A 17,818-nucleotide genomic window follows, 5' to 3' on the forward strand; every position below is an offset into this window, starting at 1 on the left:
GCCATGACCTCTCCTCCTCCCCTAACTGGCCAAACCGCCCTGGTCACAGGAGCCAGTCGCGGGATCGGTCGTGCTGTAGCCCTTGCCCTCGCAGAGGCAGGCGCAGAAGTGGTCGTGAACTACTCAAGCTCAGCTGATGCAGCAGAAGAAGTTGTTCAAACGATCACCAGCAACGGTGGCTCTGCCTATGCCATCAAAGCCAATGTGGCAGAAGAAGACGCCGTAGACCAACTGATCAAAACCGTGCTTGAACGCAGCAGCAGCCTGGATATTTTGATCAACAATGCAGGCATAACTCGCGATGGCCTGTTGATGCGAATGAAAACAGAAGACTGGCAAGCCGTGGTCAATCTCAACCTCACAGGAGTGTTTCTATGCACGCGGGCTGTTGCTCGCACGATGCTTAAGCAAAAAAGCGGCAGAATTATCAATATCACCTCCGTGGTGGGCCTGATGGGCAATGCAGGCCAAGCCAATTACGCAGCAGCCAAAGCTGGAGTGGTGGGCCTCACGAAAAGTACAGCCAAAGAATTTGCCAGCCGAGGAATCACTGTCAATGCAGTAGCCCCAGGTTTCATCACAACAGACATGACAAAAGAGTTGGATTCAGAACCGATTCTTGCTGCTATCCCCTTGGGATCCTTTGGCACCCCAGAGCAAGTCGCTGGAGCTGTGCGCTTCTTGGCAGCCGACCCTGCAGCGGCTTACATCACTGGACAAGTGCTACAAGTTGATGGCGGCATGCTGATGGGCTGAAAAGCTACTGCTGGATCAGACGTTCAGGATTCCAGCGGCTGTCCCAGTTCATCTCGCAAGCGCCGGATGCGCTGAAGGAGTCTTAAACGTCTGCTCCTGGCAGTGGCTGTCAGGAAGAGACGCAAGGGCACATACACCAAAGCCATGATTCCGGCCAGGCCGGCCATGATCACGAAAAACAGCGCCCCTGTGTCATTCATAGCTGGACCATACCCAGCCAATCCCCTGCAAGCACACCCATAACAGCAAGGATTCGGCTTTCCCCACTTATGCCCCCTCGCCCGCAGTGAACGTCCTATGGGACATTGACGGACGGGTACCACCAGACCATGGCCAAACTCCTCAGTTTTTCGGATGACTCCCGCAGTGCGCTTGAGCGCGGTGTTAATTCACTAGCCGATGCCGTGCGCGTCACCATCGGCCCCCGTGGCCGCAACGTGGTGCTTGAGAAAAAATTTGGCGCCCCAGACATCGTTAATGACGGCGTCACCATCGCCAAAGAGATCGAACTTGACGATCCATTTGAAAACCTTGGTGCCAAGCTGATTCAACAGGTCGCATCCAAGACAAAAGACAAGGCAGGGGATGGCACCACAACCGCCACCGTGCTTGCCCAAGCGATGGTGCATGAAGGCTTACGCAATGTGGCCGCTGGCGCGAGTCCAATCGAACTGCGTCGTGGCATGGAAAAGGCCGTGGCCCAATTGGTAGAAGAGCTTGCCCAGCTCAGTCAAGCTGTTGGAGGTAATGCCATCCATCAGGTCGCCACTGTCAGCTCAGGGGGAGACCAGGAAGTGGGCCGGATGGTGTCTGAAGCCATGGACAAAGTAAGCGCCGATGGTGTGATCACCGTTGAGGAATCCAAATCCCTCGCCACCGAACTAGAAGTGACTGAAGGCATGGCCTTCGACCGCGGTTACAGCTCCCCTTACTTTGTTACCGATGCAGACCGTCAGATCTGCGAATTTGAGAATGCCCTGCTGTTGCTCACAGACCGCAAGATCAGTTCAGTTTCCGATCTTGTGCCCATCTTGGAAAGCCTGCAGAAAAGTGGCTCCCCTCTCGTCATCATTGCTGAGGAGGTAGAGGGTGAGGCCCTTGCCACCCTGGTCGTCAACAAAAACAGAGGTGTCTTGCAGGTAGCAGCTGTTCGTGCACCATCCTTCGGAGATCGCCGCAAAGCTGCCCTGGCCGACATCGCAGTTCTAACTGGGGGAACTGTCATTAGTGAAGACCGCGCCATGACCCTTGAGAAAGTCAGCCAAGACGATCTAGGGCAGGTCCGACGAATCACAATCAGCAAAGACAACACAACCATTGTCGCCAAGGATGAGAACCGCGATGCCGTGAATGCCCGCGTGGCCTCTATCAAAAGAGAATTAGATGAAACTGACTCCGAATACGACCGCGAGAAACTCAATGAACGCATTGCCAAGCTGGCCGGTGGTGTAGCCGTCATCAAGGTTGGGGCCCCTACCGAAACGGAACTCAAAAACCGCAAGCTGCGCATTGAGGATGCGCTCAACGCCACCCGTGCTGCAGTTGAAGAGGGGATTGTGGCAGGTGGTGGCACCACGCTCCTGCGATTAAGCAAAGGGCTGAGCAAACTGGCCGAACAGCTCAACGGCGATCAACGCACCGGCGTAGAAATTGTGCAGCGAGCACTCTCCGCACCTGCACGCCAGATTGCCATCAATGCTGGCGAGAATGGTGATGTAGTGATCTCTGAGATGCAACGCCTTAACAAGGGCTTTAACGCCATCTCCAGCACCTACGAAGACCTTTTGGAAGCAGGCATTCTCGATGCCACCAAGGTGGTGCGCCTTGCACTTCAGGACGCAGTCTCAATCGCTTCGATGATGGTGACCACAGAGCTCGTGATTGCAGACAAACCCGAGCCTCCTGCTCCCGCCGGCGATGGCGGTGGAGACCCGATGGGTGGAATGGGTGGAATGGGTGGAATGGGTGGAATGGGTGGAATGGGTGGAATGGGTGGAATGGGTGGAATGGGAATGCCAGGCATGATGTAGTCCGGCCCCAAAGCTTTCCCTAGAGCTAGAAAAAGAACGCCACCACAACGCATGGACAAGTCTCATGCGTTGTGCATCTGCATCTGCCTGGACAAGTCACGACCCAAAGCACGTCCCACAGTTCGGTTGATGCCAAAAAAGCTTTGGAAGTTAAGCCGCCAATGTTCGGAAATAGTTTTCCACCTGCAGGTCGACACCGGTAATCGCTGTACCGACTACCACCATGTCTGCACCTGAAGAAAGTGCTTCTAGTGCTATCTGAGGAGAATCAAGCCCGCCTTCGCAGATGAGCTTGACATCTGAATCAAGTTGCTGCCGCAACGGCCCCAACAAACACAAACCCGGAGGCCGCTTAACAGCAGTCACTTCGGTATATCCATAAAGAGTGGTGCCCACAAAGCTGCAACCAAGCTCTGCTGCACGTAAACCATTCTCGATCGTATCGACATCTGCCATCAGAGGAGCTCCCAAATCTTCCCGAACCCGACTCACCAGCTGCTCAAGAGTGATCCCCCCTGGCCGATGACGCTGCGTAGCATCGAGAGCCACGACATCTGCTCCCGCCGACCAGACAGCCTGAACCTCCTCCCATCCTGGCGTGATGTAGACAGCACTATCAGGGAAGGAACGCTTCCAAAGCCCAATAATCAAGGCATCCGGACAACGGCGTCGAACGGCACCAATGTGTTCCGGACTTTCCAAACGCACCCCAACCGCGCCATTGCAAAGACTGGCTTCAGCCATGGCAGCAATCACCTGAGGATGACGCATAGGTGAACCCTCAGGCGCCTGAACAGAGACAATCAACCCCCGTCTGAGAGTTTCAAAAGCAGGCAAAGACATGCTCAGGATGCCTTCGACAGCTTTGCATTCGTGATTGGCGAGCAATGATGCGGCAAATGGTTTAGAGCAAAAGCAGGGGAAGGTAGGACTGACAACGAGTTCAGGACCGTCGGGGATTGCTCCGACAGAGGCTCCTGCCCTTGAACGAAAACCTCTAAACAGTTCTGAAATTCAAAGAACCATTGCATCTGCCAAAGGCTCAGCAATGTCGTGACGCAATAGCGATACACCTGCTGGACGTCAGGCATGGCAAGCAGTGGAGTGGTGCACGAAATCAGGCGAGTTTACGGTTCAACAAAGGACGAATCATCAGGAACAAGCCAACGGTGACCACCATCAACACGGTCAAACATCCATAACCACTCACAGTCCCATAAGGAGCATCAAGCAGAACGGCACCAAGATCAAGCGGACCGGCATAGGCAGCTCGTATGGGCTCAATCGCAAAAGTAAGAGGGTTTAGGGCCGCAAGCCAGCCAAGCCAATCAGGCATAAAAGAAAGCGGCGCCAGAGCCGTGCTCGCAAACAACAAAGGCAAATTGGCCACAAAGATCACCGCAATCAATTCAATGTGACCTGGCAGAGCAAAAGCCAGGCCAAGGCTCAAGGCAGTGAACGCAAAAACCAGCAACAACAAGGTGAACAACACCAAGACCAGTCCCGAAACACCTGGCCAGCCGTAACCCAGCAAGGCAGCCGTTGCCATGATCGCCAGGCTCTGCAGAAGACTTAGAGATGTGATGTAGATCACAGAAGCAAGCACGATCGAGCTGCGACTGCGCAGCGGAGCCACCAGAAGACGGTTTAAAAAACCAAATTCACGATCAAACATCACTGGCAATCCAGCATTGAGTGCACCACTGAACGCGGTGAACACAATCACACCAGCCCCTAAGAACCTCCCGTAGCTCATGCCTCCTGGCAACAAACCCTCCGGAGCATTAGAGAACAAAGCACCAAACAACACCAACCAGATCAAGGGCTGAAGGATGCCAGCAATCAAGGTTGACGGGCGTCGCAACAGCTGCAAGAAAAGTCTGCGCGTGAGGGCCAAAGTTTCCTGCACAAGATCAACCAATGGCCCCTGCTCTGCAGCACGGGTAGTAACAGCGGCAACAGGGCTAGTCATGGAGTGACTGTCAACAGAACGAATGAGAAAAGGCTGGATTAAGGCAGATCCAACTCAATAAAACGAACGAAAGGGATCAACGCATCGCTTTTTTACGCTCCAGCTTTGAGTCTCGTTGACCAGCTACAGCTAACTCAGCGTCCATCAGGGTTCGGCCAGTGGCCTGCAAATAAACATCATCCAAGCTCGGGCGACTATGAGCGAGGGCAAAGACAGGCAGCTGAGCACCATCAAGTTGCTCTCGCAAACGAGGCACAACCGCTTCATTCTCTACAACAAGGTTGAGGGAAAAACCCTGTACCCGATTGACCACCACCTGGCGCACACCATCCACACCTTCGAGAAGCTGCCTGACCTGCTCGGCCTCACGATCATCGCTGAATTCCTTCACACGCAGAGTCACCCGATCACCTCCAAGTTGCTGCTTGAGCTGATCAGGAGTTCCCTCTGCGATCACTCGCCCGTCATCAATGATCGCCATCCGATCAGCAAGGGCCTCAACCTCCTCAAGGTAATGACTACTAAGGAGCACGGTGGTGCCTTGGGCCCTCAACTCACGCAACAATTGCCAAATCGCTGAACGACTCTCGATATCCAAACCAACGGTGGGCTCATCCAACACCAGCAACTGTGGTTGATGCAACAAACCTGAGGCCAGGTCTATCCGGCGACGCATCCCGCCCGAATAGGTGCCGCAACGTCGATCAATCCAATCCTGCATGCCAAGGCAATCAATCAATTCAGCAATGCGTCCATCCCTATCGCTAGATCGCAAGTGATACAAATCCCCCTGCAACTGCAACAACTCCCGACCTGTGAGGATCTTGTCGATAGCAACCTCTTGTGCCACATAGCCCAATTCGAGCCGCACAGCACGAGGATCACTTAAAGCATTGAGGCCAGCCACGCTGACCGTGCCTGAATCAGGAGCCAGAAGGGTGCAAAGAATCCTGAGGGTGGTTGTTTTGCCTGCACCATTTGGACCAAGCAAACCATAAAGACATCCCCGAGGCACCTTGAGGCTGAGACCTTTTAGGGCTTGAACCGTTCCATAGGACTTCTCAAGCTGCTTCAGTTCAATCATCGGCATCAAGAGGGAACGTCGTACAAGTCTTAAAAATCTAGGCAGCTCTATAGAGCTACCAGACCCTCCAGGGGGTCTCTAGTGACTTCTGTTTAGATGAACTGCCCGCTGCTCGCCATCTGCTGAAGCAAAGACCAGGCCTGAAGATCAAAATTAGCCGCCATAGGCAAACGACTAACCACCAGAAGAAGGCAGATACCAAACATATAGAAGATCGACCAACGGAAGAGCCCCTTGGCTCGATCAACATTCTCCGGAGCAGCACCTAGCTGATGAACCATTTGCAGCAGACGAGCATTGAAAGGGATCAACAAAAGTCCGTAGAGCAAGCCCCCCTCCGGCAAGGCCCAGACACCAAAACCGCTGAGTAGAACCGTGGCCCAGCCATAACGAGAAATGGCTCTGACGGTGACCACAGGGCCCTTAACAACAGGAAGCATGGGTATCCCAACAGCCCTGTAGTCGTCTCGCAGCAACAGGGCCAGTGCCCAAAAATGCGCTGGGGTCCAAAGCATGACCAGGGCAAACAACCACCATCCACTAAGGCCCACATGCCCGCTGGCCGCAGCCGCACCCACGAGAGGGGGGATCGCTCCAGCAACCCCTCCAATGACAATGTTTTGGGGAGTGCGGGGCTTCAAGATTGCCGTGTAAAGCAGCACGTAACTGCACAGACCAAGCAAAGACAGGCCAGCCGCAAGACAGTTCACACCACTCACCAACAGAGCCGCTGCCGCCAAGGTGCAAGAGATGGCACCGATGAACGCCGCAGTTGGAGACAAGCGTCCTGAAGGCAAAGCCCTACCACTTGTGCGTTGCATGCGCCCATCAAGATCCTGTTCCCAAATGCAGTTGAGAACACCAGCAGCAGCAGCAGCCAGAGCCCCTCCTCCTAGGGTGCAGGCCAGCCTGAGAGAAGGTAGGGGCCAACCTTCGGATAGCGCCATCCCACCAAGGGTTGTGGCCAAAAGCAGTGGAATTAAGCGTGGTTTGGCAATCTCCAACCAAGCTGGCAGCTTGATCCGCTTGCGAGAAGGCACGATCTGCTCCCGGGTCAGCCCCCCCTGGAGCATCTCTGGCGTTGAACTAACCATGACAATGGTCTATCGAGGATGCATCACCAACGGCAGACACCGCCAAAGGTGATCCTTCCGGATTACGGAAGGTAAGGGCGGCAAGCAAGGCCACAAGCAGAGTTGCAACTAGCTGATGGCAAACCGTCACTGCAGGCTGGGATAGTCCAAGCTGCAAGGTAAGAAATCCAAGGCCTACCTGGGTCAAAACAAGTCCTAAAGCAGATATCAAAAAAGGCCACTGGCGTCGAGGCCAGCCACCGACCAAGAGAGCAGTGCCAACAAAGATCACTACGCATGCTGCAACGGGCATGGCAGAAATACGGTGCCAATCCAGCCATTGACAGGCCTGTCCACCATTCAGGCAACGCTGGGCCGCCCAGGCCGTGGCCATACGACCACCAAGAAGACACTGACCTATCACTGCCAACAAGGAGGCTCCACCCATCAGGCGCCACCACAAAGGCGGAGACTCAACAGAAAAGGACAACAAGCCCTGAGCTAGAGCACTCACCGCCGCCACAAGTGTGAGCGCAAATGCCAGATGCGCCGTCACCACACCAGAAGGCAAAAGCTGCAAGACAGTCAGGGCTCCAAGAGCTCCCTGGACTAAAACTAAAACCACCAGGCCGCCGCAGACCCAGGGAAGCCAAGCGGGCAACTGAGAACGCCAAAAAAAAGCAGCCCCTAATTGCGCTAACAGGGCAAGGCCCACCACAAAGGCATCAAGGCGATGAAACCACTCAAGAAAAACCTGGACATTCATCTGACGCCCAGGCAGAAGAGAGCCATAACAGAGCGGCCAATCCGGACAAGCCAACCCTGCCTCCATCACACGCGTTGCGCCTCCGATCACAACCAGCGCAATCAGGGCAACGACAAGATGAACAGCCAACTGCGCAAGACGCCAGCGAACCCGAGGCAGAGACGACATCATGCTACTATGCTAGAATGAAAGGCTGTAAATCGATGGAGAGGCTTTAATCGCAAAGGTCAGGCTTTTTATCTCTGAGAATGTAGAGATTGAATCATTAGATTCACCTTGTCTAGACGACTGCAACATCACCACTGGTCGCCAAATCACCCATCCCTGACAGAAGCGCTCAGGCAAAAAAACCTAACCTCATCAGACACCTTGCAAAATAAGGATTTCTTGCAAAATTTGCGACGACTTAATAATCACTGCATGTTGCGTTGGAGCGATCTCCATAGCCTTAAAAGATCCAAATAGATTCTGTGCGGACTCCCTTTGCCATCCTGACGCTGGCGTTGGTCATTGCCCTTGTACTTGGAGGCCTATGGATTGGCCAGAACGTCAATCTGCTCCCTGTTGATGCAAGTGCGAATGCACCCGTATACGACGAACTCTTCCGAGTCCTTTTCAGCATCGGAGCAATCCTTTTTCTCGGCATTGTCGGGTTGGTTGTATTCAGCCTGATTAAGTTCCGCAGACGTCCTGGTCAATTGGAAGACGGCCTCGCCATTGAAGGCAATCTCCCTCTTGAAATCTTTTGGACAGCTGTACCTGCTGTGGTCGTGCTGTTTGTTGGGCTTTACAGCTTCGACATCTACGACCGCATGGGCGGAATGGTTCCATTAGCCCATGACGCCCATGACCATCAGATGATGGACATGAAGGAACAAATCTGGGGAGGGATCGGTTCTGTCGCTGATGCCTCCAGTGCTGAAAACAGCCTGGCCGCACTAGCGGTGGAAGTCACCGCAATGCAGTATGCCTTCCTGTTCCACTATCCCCAAGGCGACATCATTTCAGGCGAGTTGCACGTGCCTCTAGGCCAACCTGTGACACTGCGAATGGAATCCAAGGATGTCATCCATGCCTTCTGGGTTCCCGAATTCCGCATCAAACAAGACATCATCCCTGGTCAGCCCACTCTGTTGAACTTCACAGCAACCAAGCCAGGTCGCTATCCAATCATCTGCGCCGAACTCTGCGGTCCATACCACGGGAACATGCATACGAAAGTGATTGTCGAAGCGCCCGGTGACTACGACACCTGGTTCAGCAACAACGCCAAAACAACGGTTTCAGAAGCATGACGGTTGCTATCTCTCCTCCTAGCAAAAAGCAATCAGATGGTCTTCAACCAACTGGCTGGTTGCGTTACTTCAGCTTCAGCCTTGACCACAAGGTCATCGGTCTGCAGTACTTGGTTTGCGGATTCATCTTCTACCTAATCGGTGGAGTGCTTGGTGGCGCCATCCGCATCGAACTCGCCAGCCCCATCGCCGACTTCATGGCCAGGGATGTCTACAACCAGGTGCTAACGCTGCACGGCACGGTGATGATCTTCCTCTGGATCGTGCCGGTCGTGAACGGTGCCTTCGGCAACTATCTGATTCCGTTTTACGTGGGAGCCCGTGACATGGCCTTCCCTCGACTCAATGCCGTGGCCTTCTGGATGATCCCTCCAGCTGGCCTGTTGCTGATCAGCAGCTACTTCATTACTGGTGCTGCTCAATCCGGCTGGACGGCCTATCCACCGCTGAGTATCACCACCCCCGCCGCAGGACAGATCTTATGGATTCTCAGTGTTCTCTTGCTTGGCGGTAGCTCAATCTTTGGTGGCATCAACTTCATCGCCACCATCCTCAAGCTGCGGCAGCCCGGGCTCAAGCTGATGCAACTACCCATGTACTGCTGGGCGATGCTCGGCACAAGCATCCTGGTGGTGCTCTCCACGCCAGTACTGGCTGGAACACTGGTTCTTTTAAGTTTCGACATCGTTGCCCATACAGGATTCTTCAACCCCAGCCTGGGCGGAAACGCAGTCGTCTACCAACATCTTTTCTGGTTTTATTCCCACCCAGCTGTATACATCATGGTGCTGCCAGCCTTCGGATTGGTCAGCGAAATCCTTCCTGTTCACTGCCGCAAACCACTTTTTGGCTACACCTCAATGGTGTATTCAATCATGACTATCGTGATCCTTGGCCTCGTGGTTTGGGCACATCACATGTTCACCAGTGGAACACCTCCTTGGATGCGCCTCTTTTTCACCATTGCCACATCCTTCATTGCCGTACCAACAGGAATTAAGTTCTTCAACTGGCTGGCAACACTCTGGGGAGGGCGCATCTCTCTAAACAGTGCTGTGCTTTTCTCCTGTGGCTTCATTGTCAACTTTGTGCTTGGCGGCATTACTGGCGTAGCACTTGCACAAGTCCCCTTCGACATTCACGTGCATGATACCTACTTTGTTGTTGCCCATTTTCACTACATCGTCTATGGAGGTTCGGTGTTTGTGATCTTTGCCTCTATTTATCACTGGTATCCAAAATTCACAGGGCGCATGCTGAATGAGTCTCTGGGGCGGTTTCATTTTTTAATCACTTTCATCGGCTTCAATCTCTGCTTTGCCCCACAGCATTGGCTAGGCCTCAACGGCATGCCCCGCCGTGTGGCGGAATACGACCCGCAATTCACCGTAATCAATCAAATCAGCAGTGTTGGGGCCTTGCTGATGGCCATCAGCACGCTGCCCTTTCTCTGGAACGTGGTTCAGAGTGCATTGAGCGGCCCCATTGCCGGAGACAACCCCTGGAGGGCGCTTACTCCTGAATGGCTCACCAGCTCCCCACCACCAGTGGAAAACTGGAGCGGCAAAGCCCCTCTGGTAACAGAGCCCTATGGCTATGGCGTACCTGAGGAGCAGCTCAACCTAGAAAAAACCAGCAACATTGATAGTGATCTAGGGAGCAAAAGCCAATGACATCCCTTCCAACGATCGACCATGACTATGAGGAGCAGGCTGATCTAGCAGATGAACATGCTGAGCTTGGCGAGGAACATGCTGATCACCGCATGTTCGGCCTAGCCACCTTCCTAGTGGCTGATGGCATGACCTTCGCGGGCTTTTTTGTCGCCTATCTCACATTTCGGGCTGTCAATCCCCTGCTGCCTGATGCGGTTTATGAATTAGAGCTGCCCCTCCCCACCTTGAATACGGTGTTACTCCTCGTGAGCAGTGCCACTTTCCATCGAGCTGGACAAGCTCTGAAGCGCAACCAATCAGGCCAGTGTCAACGTTGGCTGTTCATCACTGCTGGCCTTGGGCTGGCCTTTCTAGCTAGCCAAATGGTCGAGTACTTCACACTGCCATTTGGCCTCACAGACAACCTTTACGCCAGCACCTTCTATGCCGTTACAGGCTTTCACGGGCTACACGTCACCCTAGGGACGATCATGATCTTGATCGTCTGGTGGCAGGCTCGTTCACCAGGCGGTCGTGTCACCAGTGAAAACCATTTCCCCCTCGAAGCCGCTGAGCTCTATTGGCACTTCGTAGACGGCATCTGGGTGATCTTATTCATCATCTTCTACCTTCTCTAAAGCCAAGGCCCTACATCTCAATCAAGAGAAGTTCGATCAATAACTTGCCACGGTCGGAAGAATTCGTCAGAATCAACACGAATAAACCTGGCGAAATGCTCGTCGGAAAAGAACTTCTAGACAAGGCCAGGTCACTCAGCAACCGTCCTGAGGATGAGATTGCTCGTGGCTGCGGATACGTGGGGCCAAGTGGACGTGTCTTGCGCAAGAGTTTCTATCGAGCTCTCGTGGAAGCCAAGGGTTACAAGCTTCCCTCCAGCAGTGGAGGGCCAGCGGCTTCCCGCGGTCGTCAGGCCGAGTTTCGCACTCGGGTCCATGGAAATGGGAACCTGCTTATTGGGCACGCCTATACACGCAGACTCGGCCTAGAACCTGGCCAAGAGTTCCGCATCGAAATCCACCGAGAATCAGGTGCTATCTGGTTGCTACCACTAGAAAATGAGGGTGACAAGAAGTAATTTGCACCCTCCTTAATGCTTTGGTCTCTCCATTATCAACATCGGCTTAGAGACACCCAAAAATTATCAATTGGCACAACTGAATAGATCTTTTTTAGCCATTTCAGGTGAGCGCAGGAGGCTGATTCTCGTCGTGCAAGGTTGAGCCAAAGGAAATCAAGTCAATGCCACTAAACAGAAAGCTGATTCCCACCAATACTCCGAGTACCCAAGACAGCTGCCAAAACTTCATTGTCACAATCAACAAGCCAAGAATAAAAGTGATCACCCCATTGGCAATTGCCCAGCCAGACCCAGCGCGTTTTGCATACGGCAGTCCAGTACAGAAAGCCACGACACCCTCTACCAAAAACACGATGCCAATCGCCAAGGCAAATGTCGCCACCTGAACAGCCACTTCAGCAGGGTTGTTCATATTGGAGGTCATCGATGCGCCTGCTACCAAGAACAGTGTTGATACCACAAGACGCCAAAAACAAACCCAACGGGCCATACGGGAAGAGCGAGCAAGGTTGCTAATCCAGCCAACGATGCCACCCACCAGAAACTACACAGCAATCAACCCGGTCGTCCAACTTGCAGCGACCACCGGAAAGATCAAAGCCAACACACCAAGCACGATCAACACAATGCCTTCAGCAATCGCAAAGGCCTTGAAAGTGACCAAAGAATCCTGAGGTTCATCAACGGTCATGAGATGTTCAAAATGAACAGCATCTGAACGCTATTGAGGGTCTCCTGATCCGGCCATGCTTTGTAAGATCCCTGTGCAAAAGACGTAGCGACTCAGCTCCACCCATGGCTGGCAAGCCACTCCGTTGAGATCTCTTGAGTGTTCCTGTTGCTTGCCATTGGTAAATGAGGTACCCCTGCCAAAAGACGCTCGGTGTATTTGGCCAACAGATCGGCCTCCAGATTCACCACAGCTCCAACCTCCAACTGTTGTAAAGACGTGCTCGTCCAGGTATGAGCTATCACCGCTATCCAGAAGCGGCTGCCGTCTTCAACGCATCCCGCAACAGTGAGACTGATGCCATCTAAAGCAATGCTGGCTTTTTCGCAGACATAGCGTCCGAAGGCAGGATCTTGCCAGCAGACCTCCAGATACCAGGATGTTGAGCGAGCATCCAGAGCCACCACCTCTCCAGATCCATCAACATGGCCACTAACCAGATGGCCTCCGAGACGGTCGCAGAGGCGCAGGGCTGGTTCAAGGTTCACAACCCCACCGCGATCCGCCTTGGCCCCAAGGCTGGTCCTACAAAGCGTCTCCTCACTGACATCAGCACGAAAACCATCCGCGATCAATTCAGCCACCGTCAGGCAGACCCCATCAACAGCCACACTGTCTCCCTCTGCCAGAGGTGCTAATGGGGAACAGCCTTGCACCAACAAGCCCGTCGCTCGACGCTGCACCCGTCCCACCGCCTGAACTAGCCCCGTAAACATGGCCGGCCGTATGTGGCAACATCACTGGCCATAATCGGACAAAAGGGGGATGGGGGGTCAGTGGTCGAGATGAGCGTTGCCGGTCTCGCACTCGACGCGTCAAGCCGCAGCCCAATCGTGCTGCTCAGGGATCCATCCGGACGAAGACAGGTGCCGATCTGGATCGATCAAGCACAGGCGCACAACATCATGGCCGGAATTCAGGACTCACCTATACCAAGACCACTAAGCCACGACCTCATGGTGGCCCTGCTCAAAGCAGGAAATCTTCAACTTGAGAGGGTCATCATCCACGCGATTGAAGACAACACATTCCAGGCTGTACTCAAACTTCGTCTCAAGGCATCAGAAGAAGAACCAGAGGAAGAGAAGACTCCTGAGGAATCAACACTGCTGCTTGAAATTGATGCTCGTCCTAGTGATGCCATCGCCCTTGCAGTCCGCACCAAAAGCAGCATCTGGATGCTCGAGGAGGTCGTAGCAGAAGCCTCAATTCCTGTAGATGCCGAGGCTGACGCAGAAGATCAGAACCAATTCCGCCGCTTCCTTGATGAAGTGAGTCCTGCGGCTCTGGTCCGTCACCTCCAAACCCGTGAAAGTGAAACAGACGAACCCTTCAATTCTCCAGATCCAGATCCCGACCACCAGGAATGATGCCAATACGACGCCCCTTTGGTCGGGGACCGGCAGTGAGCCTGTTCACCCTTGGGACGATGAGGGCAATCGGCTCAGCCGAGCAAATGTATGCGGTTGTTAAAGCTGCCCAGGCCGCTGGCATTAACCACATCGAAACCTCCCCGGCCTATGGCCCGGCAGAAAGTTTTCTTGGCACTGCTCTGCGACACCTGCAACAAAACCAAGCTGAACCTTCTGGAGGCTGGGTCATCACCAGCAAACTTCTACCAGGGCTAAGCCTGAAAGAAGGGCAGTGCGAATTGCACAACCTTTTGGCGCGACTTGGACGACCCAAGCTTGAAAACCTTGCAGTTCATGGCCTCAATCGCCCTGAGCACCTGGAGTGGGCCCTAAGGGGAGACGGCGCAGCTCTATTGCGTTGGGCTGAGGAAGAGGATCTTGTTGTCCAAGTGGGATTCACTAGCCATGGCTCATTTCCCCTCATCAAGGAAGCCTTAGCAAGCGGTCGTTTTCAATTCTGCAGCCTGCATCTGCACCTACTAGATCCCGAACGTATTCCCCTGGCACAGGAGGCCCTTGCATCAGGCATGGGTGTGATGGCAATCTCCCCTGCTGATAAAGGAGGACGGCTTCAAGACCCAAGCCCAACCCTGGTTGAGGACTGCAGCCCACTCTCGCCTCTCCAACTTGCCTATCGCTTCCTGCTGGCTGCAAAGATCAGCACCCTCAGCCTTGGTGCTGCTCAGCCAGAGGACCTGACACTTGCTGCGCAGTTAGCCAACGCCGATGGGCCACTCAATCAACGCGAGCAAAGAGCTCTCAACCAACTTCGCCAACAAGGTGAGCGCCGCCTAGGTGAAAACCGATGCGGCCAGTGCAAAGCCTGCCTGCCCTGCCCAAATTCTGTACCCATACCAGATCTACTACGACTACGAAATCTGGCCGTAGGCCATAACCTTCAAGCTTTTACAGAAGAGCGTTACAACCTGATCGGACGAGCAGGACACTGGTGGGAAGGTATTGATGGCAGCGCCTGCAAGCGCTGTGGCGAATGCCTACCCCGCTGCCCCCATCACCTGCCGATCCCGGATCTCCTCGCTGACACGCACCAACGCCTAGCGGCAGCTCCCAGGCGCAGGTTATGGGGTTGATTTGCTCCAACGCTGATCCAGCTCAATCTGCTGAACAGCTGTCAGCACTGGCAAGGACCAACAACGCGACCAGACCTCCTTCGATGGCAACACAATGGAGCGATAGGCCTTAGGAATTGCTCCTAAGGCAAGACGCAACTCTGCACGTGACAATGGAGGGATCCAACCACCGGCAAGCAATTGTCCCAGCAGAGGCTCCTGCCAAGACTGCTCGACCCATTGCTGTGGCAATGGTTCCCGAGTCAAGGCAGACCGTACAAGAACAGTCCAGTTCAATGGGGCTCCACTGTTGGGGAGTACCACGCTGAGCCTTGGGTCACGACGCAAGCTCGGCAAACAGCGCTGTAGCGGCAATACCGCGACCCGAGCTTTCCCTTGAATTAACCAGTTGAGGCCCTGCCGATCATCAAAGGTGTAGGCCTGAGAACGCAGCTGCTGCAATCCATCAGCAACCTGCATCCTCTCAGCCAAAGACATCACAAGACGTGGGCTCTGAGGTAACACCACCCGCCCCTTAAGAGCCGGGTCTAACAAAACCTGCCAGCCAGCCCTTGCCTGTAATGCCCAAGGATCACCCTGACGAAAGAGCAACACCCAGGGGCTTACCCCAACAGGCAGAACTCGAGACTGAAGGGCTGCTCCCAGGCTGGCTTCAAAGGCCCTCGCCTGACCATCGAGCCGGTCTTGAAGCCCAGGCGCTTCGATCCGCTGCAAGGTTTTTGAGGGCAAGCTCGTCAGCCAGCCATCACCAAGAGCCAACAGGTCATTGCCCTGCTCGAGTGCGGCGATGTAAGGGTTTCTATCTGCATCAACTTCAATCGGTTGATAGCTCCAAGGCACGGGCAAACTGCGCCGCCATTTCTTTGGCAACGTTTCCGGAGTTGCTCTCAACAAAGGGGCTGCTGAGGCACGGCCACAGCTCGCTAAGCCCATCAGCCCAGCCATCAAACCCAGTTTTAGCAGCTCTCTTCGTCCAAGCTGCCTTTGTTCAAGCATTGCGCCACTCATCGATCAGACCCTACGGGGCGGAGACAATCTCATGAGCAAGACGTCCCCAATAATTGGTTCATAGCTTGATCACACGCCTCCAATAGCTGCTCACAAGAAGCCCCTTGAAGCTGAGCCAATAGCGCCAGGGCTCCAGCACCAACACCTTCTTTGACATATCCAAGCTCATAATCCTGAAGAGCCCGATGCTGACTGTTATGAAAACGCAGCCCTGTGGCCAAGCCCAAAAGGCGAACACCAAAAGACTCCCCTACGCAATCGATCAGACACTCAAGTGCACCTGGCCTGCCATCTGAACGCTTAGCCTCCTCTGCCAGCCAAGACGTGGTACCCAGCACAATCCCATCAAGCATGTCCTGGCGACGGGATGGTTCCATAGCTGCCAAGGCCAGAGCCAGCACGGCCACCATCTGACTGCCACCGCCAAGCATGACAGGCTGACCAGCCTCTCTTGCACCCAGTAGCAACCCAACAGCTACGGGCTGAAAAGGATCACCTAAGGCCGCAATCACTCGCTGAGGTGGAGGGTTAAACCCCAAGGCCGCTTTACTCAATCCACGATCAACCAACTCCTGTTTCAAGACCCGTGGTGCCTGACGAGCACTTCCACTAATCAGATCAGCAACCTGCAAGCCAAGCCCGGTGAGTACAGCCTGAGCCGTGCTCGTTCCTCCAGGGACACATTCGGCCAATACCAAAGGACGACGAAGACCTCGCCCAAGGCAAAAGCCACGCTGCCAGAGAGCATGCACACGCGACAGCCCCATGGCCTCCCCAGTGCTCAAACAAGCAGCCGGACCCATTCCCGGCGCCTCCAGGCGCAGATGGGGGAATGGTGGCGACAGGGTTAAGCCCACCGCCGCCACCAATGGGTCTACGCCAATCCAACGAGCGGCAACATAACTAATCAGGGCCGGTGAGATCCCCGCCAGAAGAGGTGGAAGCGAGCACAGCCTTGGCCTATCAGGTCCCTTAAGCAGCAGTTCCGCATCTGCCACAGCTGTGTAGCGACGGGCAGCTGAGGTAGCACCTGCCGCCGAAATGCCCTCCACCTCGGCAGTACGCGTGCCAGCCAACACCAACAGTAAAGAAAACCCCAGGCCCCCATCCCGCCAGGACCTTAACCATCTCTCCTGCGCGGCTGGAGATGCACCTGCACCAAAGGCTTTACAACCTAAAGGTAGACCTCTAGGAGGCGAACCCGGCTTGAAATTAGAGGGGATCCAGGGCAACGAGGCCATGCAGAAGTCTGGGGGGCTCGGGAATTGTTCCCTGCAACCGAGGAAAAATCCAGAAGGCCAGCGCATGAAGAACAAGCACGTAGACCAACTCTTGAAAAACCACCAAAGCAAAGGCCATCAGCTGCACATGATTGAGATCTGGCGCCAGAGGCAGATTGAGCAGGTCCACCAATCGATCAAGCAGACCTGATCCTCCTCGGGTGATCACCACCCAAAGGTTCTCACCCACCAAAAGCGACAGCACCACAACCCTTACCAGAAAACCCGCTGTTCCAATCACAACTCCACACCCCCAACTCACCCACCAGCTCAGCCCACGATGCCAACTCCAGCCAAGCCAGAACGCTAGAAGGCCATAAGGGAACAGCACCAAGGGACCACGAACAGGCCCCATCAAGGCAATCAACAAAAGCACCGCCAGGGCAACGCCCTCTAGCCCTGCCTTAGAACCGCGACGCACATGCAGCAGGGCTAAAGGCAATGGCAACGCCAGTCGAAATAGGGCTCCACCAACAGGGAGGTAATAGAGCGCCACCCAGATCAGAGCTGAAGCAGCCGCAAGGTAAGAAGTCTCCATCATTCTCAGGGCCTGGCGACGGCTTATGG

The 17,818-nt window shown here is 54.4% G+C and carries 18 protein-coding genes and 1 pseudogene; 8 read left to right on the forward strand and 11 right to left on the reverse strand.

Annotated elements, in window-relative coordinates:
• The first annotated feature begins 3 nt into the window (after positions 1-3).
• Complete coding sequence (gene fabG / locus SIB80_RS10865; protein WP_063419754.1) at positions 4-756, forward strand: 3-oxoacyl-[acyl-carrier-protein] reductase; 753 nt, start codon at positions 4-6, stop codon at positions 754-756.
• 23 nt (positions 757-779) lie between these two features.
• On the opposite strand, the gene SIB80_RS10870 is transcribed toward fabG, so the two are convergent.
• Positions 780-956 carry a hypothetical protein gene (locus SIB80_RS10870; protein WP_011825322.1) on the reverse strand — a complete coding sequence of 59 codons (177 nt, stop codon included), beginning with the start codon at positions 954-956 and terminating at the stop codon, positions 780-782.
• Positions 957-1,085: 129 nt separating this feature from the next.
• On the opposite strand from SIB80_RS10870, the gene groL reads away from it, so the two are divergent.
• Positions 1,086-2,786, forward strand: coding sequence for a chaperonin GroEL (gene groL, locus SIB80_RS10875; protein ID WP_063419753.1), 1,701 nt, complete (start codon positions 1,086-1,088; stop codon positions 2,784-2,786).
• 150 nt (positions 2,787-2,936) lie between these two features.
• Here the strand turns inward: groL and SIB80_RS10880 are convergent, their stop codons facing one another.
• From SIB80_RS10880 to SIB80_RS10900, 5 genes are all read right to left on the reverse strand, one after another.
• Positions 2,937-3,629 (reverse strand): N-acetylmannosamine-6-phosphate 2-epimerase, encoded by a 693-nt coding sequence (locus tag SIB80_RS10880; RefSeq protein WP_063419982.1) that lies wholly within the window; start codon positions 3,627-3,629, stop codon positions 2,937-2,939.
• A gap of 274 nt (positions 3,630-3,903) precedes the next feature.
• The gene (locus tag SIB80_RS10885; protein ID WP_011825318.1) at positions 3,904-4,758 is read right to left on the reverse strand and encodes an ABC transporter permease; all 855 of its coding nucleotides are present in this window, start codon (positions 4,756-4,758) and stop codon (positions 3,904-3,906) included.
• 76 nt (positions 4,759-4,834) lie between these two features.
• Complete coding sequence (locus SIB80_RS10890; RefSeq protein WP_063419752.1) at positions 4,835-5,848, reverse strand: ATP-binding cassette domain-containing protein; 1,014 nt, start codon at positions 5,846-5,848, stop codon at positions 4,835-4,837.
• 86 nt (positions 5,849-5,934) lie between these two features.
• Complete coding sequence (locus tag SIB80_RS10895; RefSeq protein WP_011825316.1) at positions 5,935-6,936, reverse strand: heme o synthase; 1,002 nt, start codon at positions 6,934-6,936, stop codon at positions 5,935-5,937.
• Positions 6,929-7,852, reverse strand: a complete 924-nt coding sequence (locus SIB80_RS10900) for a COX15/CtaA family protein (RefSeq protein ID WP_063419751.1) — start codon at positions 7,850-7,852, stop codon at positions 6,929-6,931. The genes SIB80_RS10895 and SIB80_RS10900 overlap by 8 nt, the downstream gene beginning before the upstream one ends.
• Before the next feature lie 299 nt (positions 7,853-8,151).
• On the opposite strand from SIB80_RS10900, the gene SIB80_RS10905 reads away from it, so the two are divergent.
• The 4 genes from SIB80_RS10905 to SIB80_RS10920 all read left to right on the forward strand — a co-directional run bounded on the left by SIB80_RS10905 (position 8,152) and on the right by SIB80_RS10920 (position 11,727).
• Positions 8,152-8,976 (forward strand): cytochrome c oxidase subunit II, encoded by an 825-nt coding sequence (locus tag SIB80_RS10905; RefSeq protein WP_063398331.1) that lies wholly within the window; start codon positions 8,152-8,154, stop codon positions 8,974-8,976.
• A complete protein-coding gene (gene ctaD / locus SIB80_RS10910; RefSeq protein ID WP_063419750.1) occupies positions 8,973-10,649 on the forward strand; it encodes a cytochrome c oxidase subunit I in 1,677 nt (558 codons plus the stop codon). The genes SIB80_RS10905 and ctaD overlap by 4 nt, the downstream gene beginning before the upstream one ends.
• Positions 10,646-11,269, forward strand: coding sequence for a heme-copper oxidase subunit III (locus SIB80_RS10915; protein ID WP_063400094.1), 624 nt, complete (start codon positions 10,646-10,648; stop codon positions 11,267-11,269). Before ctaD ends, SIB80_RS10915 begins: the two co-directional genes overlap by 4 nt.
• Positions 11,270-11,364: 95 nt before the next feature.
• Positions 11,365-11,727 carry an AbrB family transcriptional regulator gene (locus SIB80_RS10920; protein ID WP_011825310.1) on the forward strand — a complete coding sequence of 121 codons (363 nt, stop codon included), beginning with the start codon at positions 11,365-11,367 and terminating at the stop codon, positions 11,725-11,727.
• Between the two features lie 103 nt (positions 11,728-11,830).
• Here SIB80_RS10920 and SIB80_RS10925 read toward each other — a convergent pair.
• Together SIB80_RS10925 and SIB80_RS10930 are read right to left on the reverse strand one after the other, a co-directional pair.
• Positions 11,831-12,421: pseudogene (locus SIB80_RS10925) on the reverse strand (HdeD family acid-resistance protein).
• 92 nt (positions 12,422-12,513) lie between these two features.
• Positions 12,514-13,176, reverse strand: a complete 663-nt coding sequence (locus SIB80_RS10930; RefSeq protein ID WP_063419749.1) for a riboflavin synthase — start codon at positions 13,174-13,176, stop codon at positions 12,514-12,516.
• Between the two features lie 69 nt (positions 13,177-13,245).
• Between SIB80_RS10930 and SIB80_RS10935 the strand changes: the two genes are divergently transcribed.
• Positions 13,246-13,830 carry a bifunctional nuclease family protein gene (locus SIB80_RS10935; RefSeq protein ID WP_205909735.1) on the forward strand — a complete coding sequence of 195 codons (585 nt, stop codon included), beginning with the start codon at positions 13,246-13,248 and terminating at the stop codon, positions 13,828-13,830.
• Positions 13,827-14,963: an aldo/keto reductase gene (locus SIB80_RS10940; protein ID WP_063419747.1), complete on the forward strand. Its 1,137-nt coding sequence runs from the start codon at positions 13,827-13,829 to the stop codon at positions 14,961-14,963. Before SIB80_RS10935 ends, SIB80_RS10940 begins: the two co-directional genes overlap by 4 nt.
• Here the strand turns inward: SIB80_RS10940 and SIB80_RS10945 are convergent.
• Genes SIB80_RS10945 through SIB80_RS10955 form a run of 3 tightly spaced genes read right to left on the reverse strand, consistent with a single transcriptional unit; the run spans position 14,952 to position 17,792 of the window.
• On the reverse strand, positions 14,952-15,971 hold the full coding sequence (locus tag SIB80_RS10945; protein ID WP_063419746.1) for a hypothetical protein: 1,020 nt from the start codon (positions 15,969-15,971) through the stop codon (positions 14,952-14,954). The genes SIB80_RS10940 and SIB80_RS10945 overlap by 12 nt on opposite strands.
• A 29-nt stretch (positions 15,972-16,000) precedes the next feature.
• Positions 16,001-17,212, reverse strand: coding sequence for a nicotinate-nucleotide--dimethylbenzimidazole phosphoribosyltransferase (locus tag SIB80_RS10950; protein ID WP_063419745.1), 1,212 nt, complete (start codon positions 17,210-17,212; stop codon positions 16,001-16,003).
• Positions 17,184-17,792, reverse strand: coding sequence for a DUF2232 domain-containing protein (locus tag SIB80_RS10955; protein WP_063419980.1), 609 nt, complete (start codon positions 17,790-17,792; stop codon positions 17,184-17,186). Before SIB80_RS10955 ends, SIB80_RS10950 begins: the two co-directional genes overlap by 29 nt.
• Positions 17,793-17,818 lie beyond the last annotated feature (26 nt).

The sequence above is a fragment of the Prochlorococcus sp. MIT 1327 genome (assembly GCF_047304785.1).
Classification (GTDB): Bacteria; Cyanobacteriota; Cyanobacteriia; order PCC-6307; family Cyanobiaceae; genus Prochlorococcus; species Prochlorococcus marinus_D.

Bases quoted from the DNA above. Each gene is read 5' to 3' on its own strand.
- SIB80_RS10890 (WP_063419752.1), bottom strand. From the start codon at position 5,848: ATGCCGATGATTGAACTGAAGCAGCTTGAGAAGTCCTATGGAACGGTT.
- SIB80_RS10895 (WP_011825316.1), bottom strand. From the start codon at position 6,936: ATGGTTAGTTCAACGCCAGAGATGCTCCAGGGGGGGCTGACCCGGGAG.
- SIB80_RS10870 (WP_011825322.1), bottom strand. From the start codon at position 956: ATGAATGACACAGGGGCGCTGTTTTTCGTGATCATGGCCGGCCTGGCC.
- SIB80_RS10950 (WP_063419745.1), bottom strand. From the start codon at position 17,212: ATGGCCTCGTTGCCCTGGATCCCCTCTAATTTCAAGCCGGGTTCGCCT.
- SIB80_RS10955 (WP_063419980.1), bottom strand. From the start codon at position 17,792: ATGATGGAGACTTCTTACCTTGCGGCTGCTTCAGCTCTGATCTGGGTG.
- SIB80_RS10915 (WP_063400094.1), top strand. From the start codon at position 10,646: ATGACATCCCTTCCAACGATCGACCATGACTATGAGGAGCAGGCTGAT.
- SIB80_RS10945 (WP_063419746.1), bottom strand. From the start codon at position 15,971: ATGAGTGGCGCAATGCTTGAACAAAGGCAGCTTGGACGAAGAGAGCTG.
- fabG (WP_063419754.1), top strand. From the start codon at position 4: ATGACCTCTCCTCCTCCCCTAACTGGCCAAACCGCCCTGGTCACAGGA.
- SIB80_RS10940 (WP_063419747.1), top strand. From the start codon at position 13,827: ATGATGCCAATACGACGCCCCTTTGGTCGGGGACCGGCAGTGAGCCTG.
- SIB80_RS10920 (WP_011825310.1), top strand. From the start codon at position 11,365: ATGCTCGTCGGAAAAGAACTTCTAGACAAGGCCAGGTCACTCAGCAAC.
- groL (WP_063419753.1), top strand. From the start codon at position 1,086: ATGGCCAAACTCCTCAGTTTTTCGGATGACTCCCGCAGTGCGCTTGAG.
- SIB80_RS10900 (WP_063419751.1), bottom strand. From the start codon at position 7,852: ATGATGTCGTCTCTGCCTCGGGTTCGCTGGCGTCTTGCGCAGTTGGCT.
- ctaD (WP_063419750.1), top strand. From the start codon at position 8,973: ATGACGGTTGCTATCTCTCCTCCTAGCAAAAAGCAATCAGATGGTCTT.
- SIB80_RS10885 (WP_011825318.1), bottom strand. From the start codon at position 4,758: ATGACTAGCCCTGTTGCCGCTGTTACTACCCGTGCTGCAGAGCAGGGG.
- SIB80_RS10880 (WP_063419982.1), bottom strand. From the start codon at position 3,629: ATGTCTTTGCCTGCTTTTGAAACTCTCAGACGGGGGTTGATTGTCTCT.
- SIB80_RS10930 (WP_063419749.1), bottom strand. From the start codon at position 13,176: ATGTTTACGGGGCTAGTTCAGGCGGTGGGACGGGTGCAGCGTCGAGCG.
- SIB80_RS10935 (WP_205909735.1), top strand. From the start codon at position 13,246: ATGAGCGTTGCCGGTCTCGCACTCGACGCGTCAAGCCGCAGCCCAATC.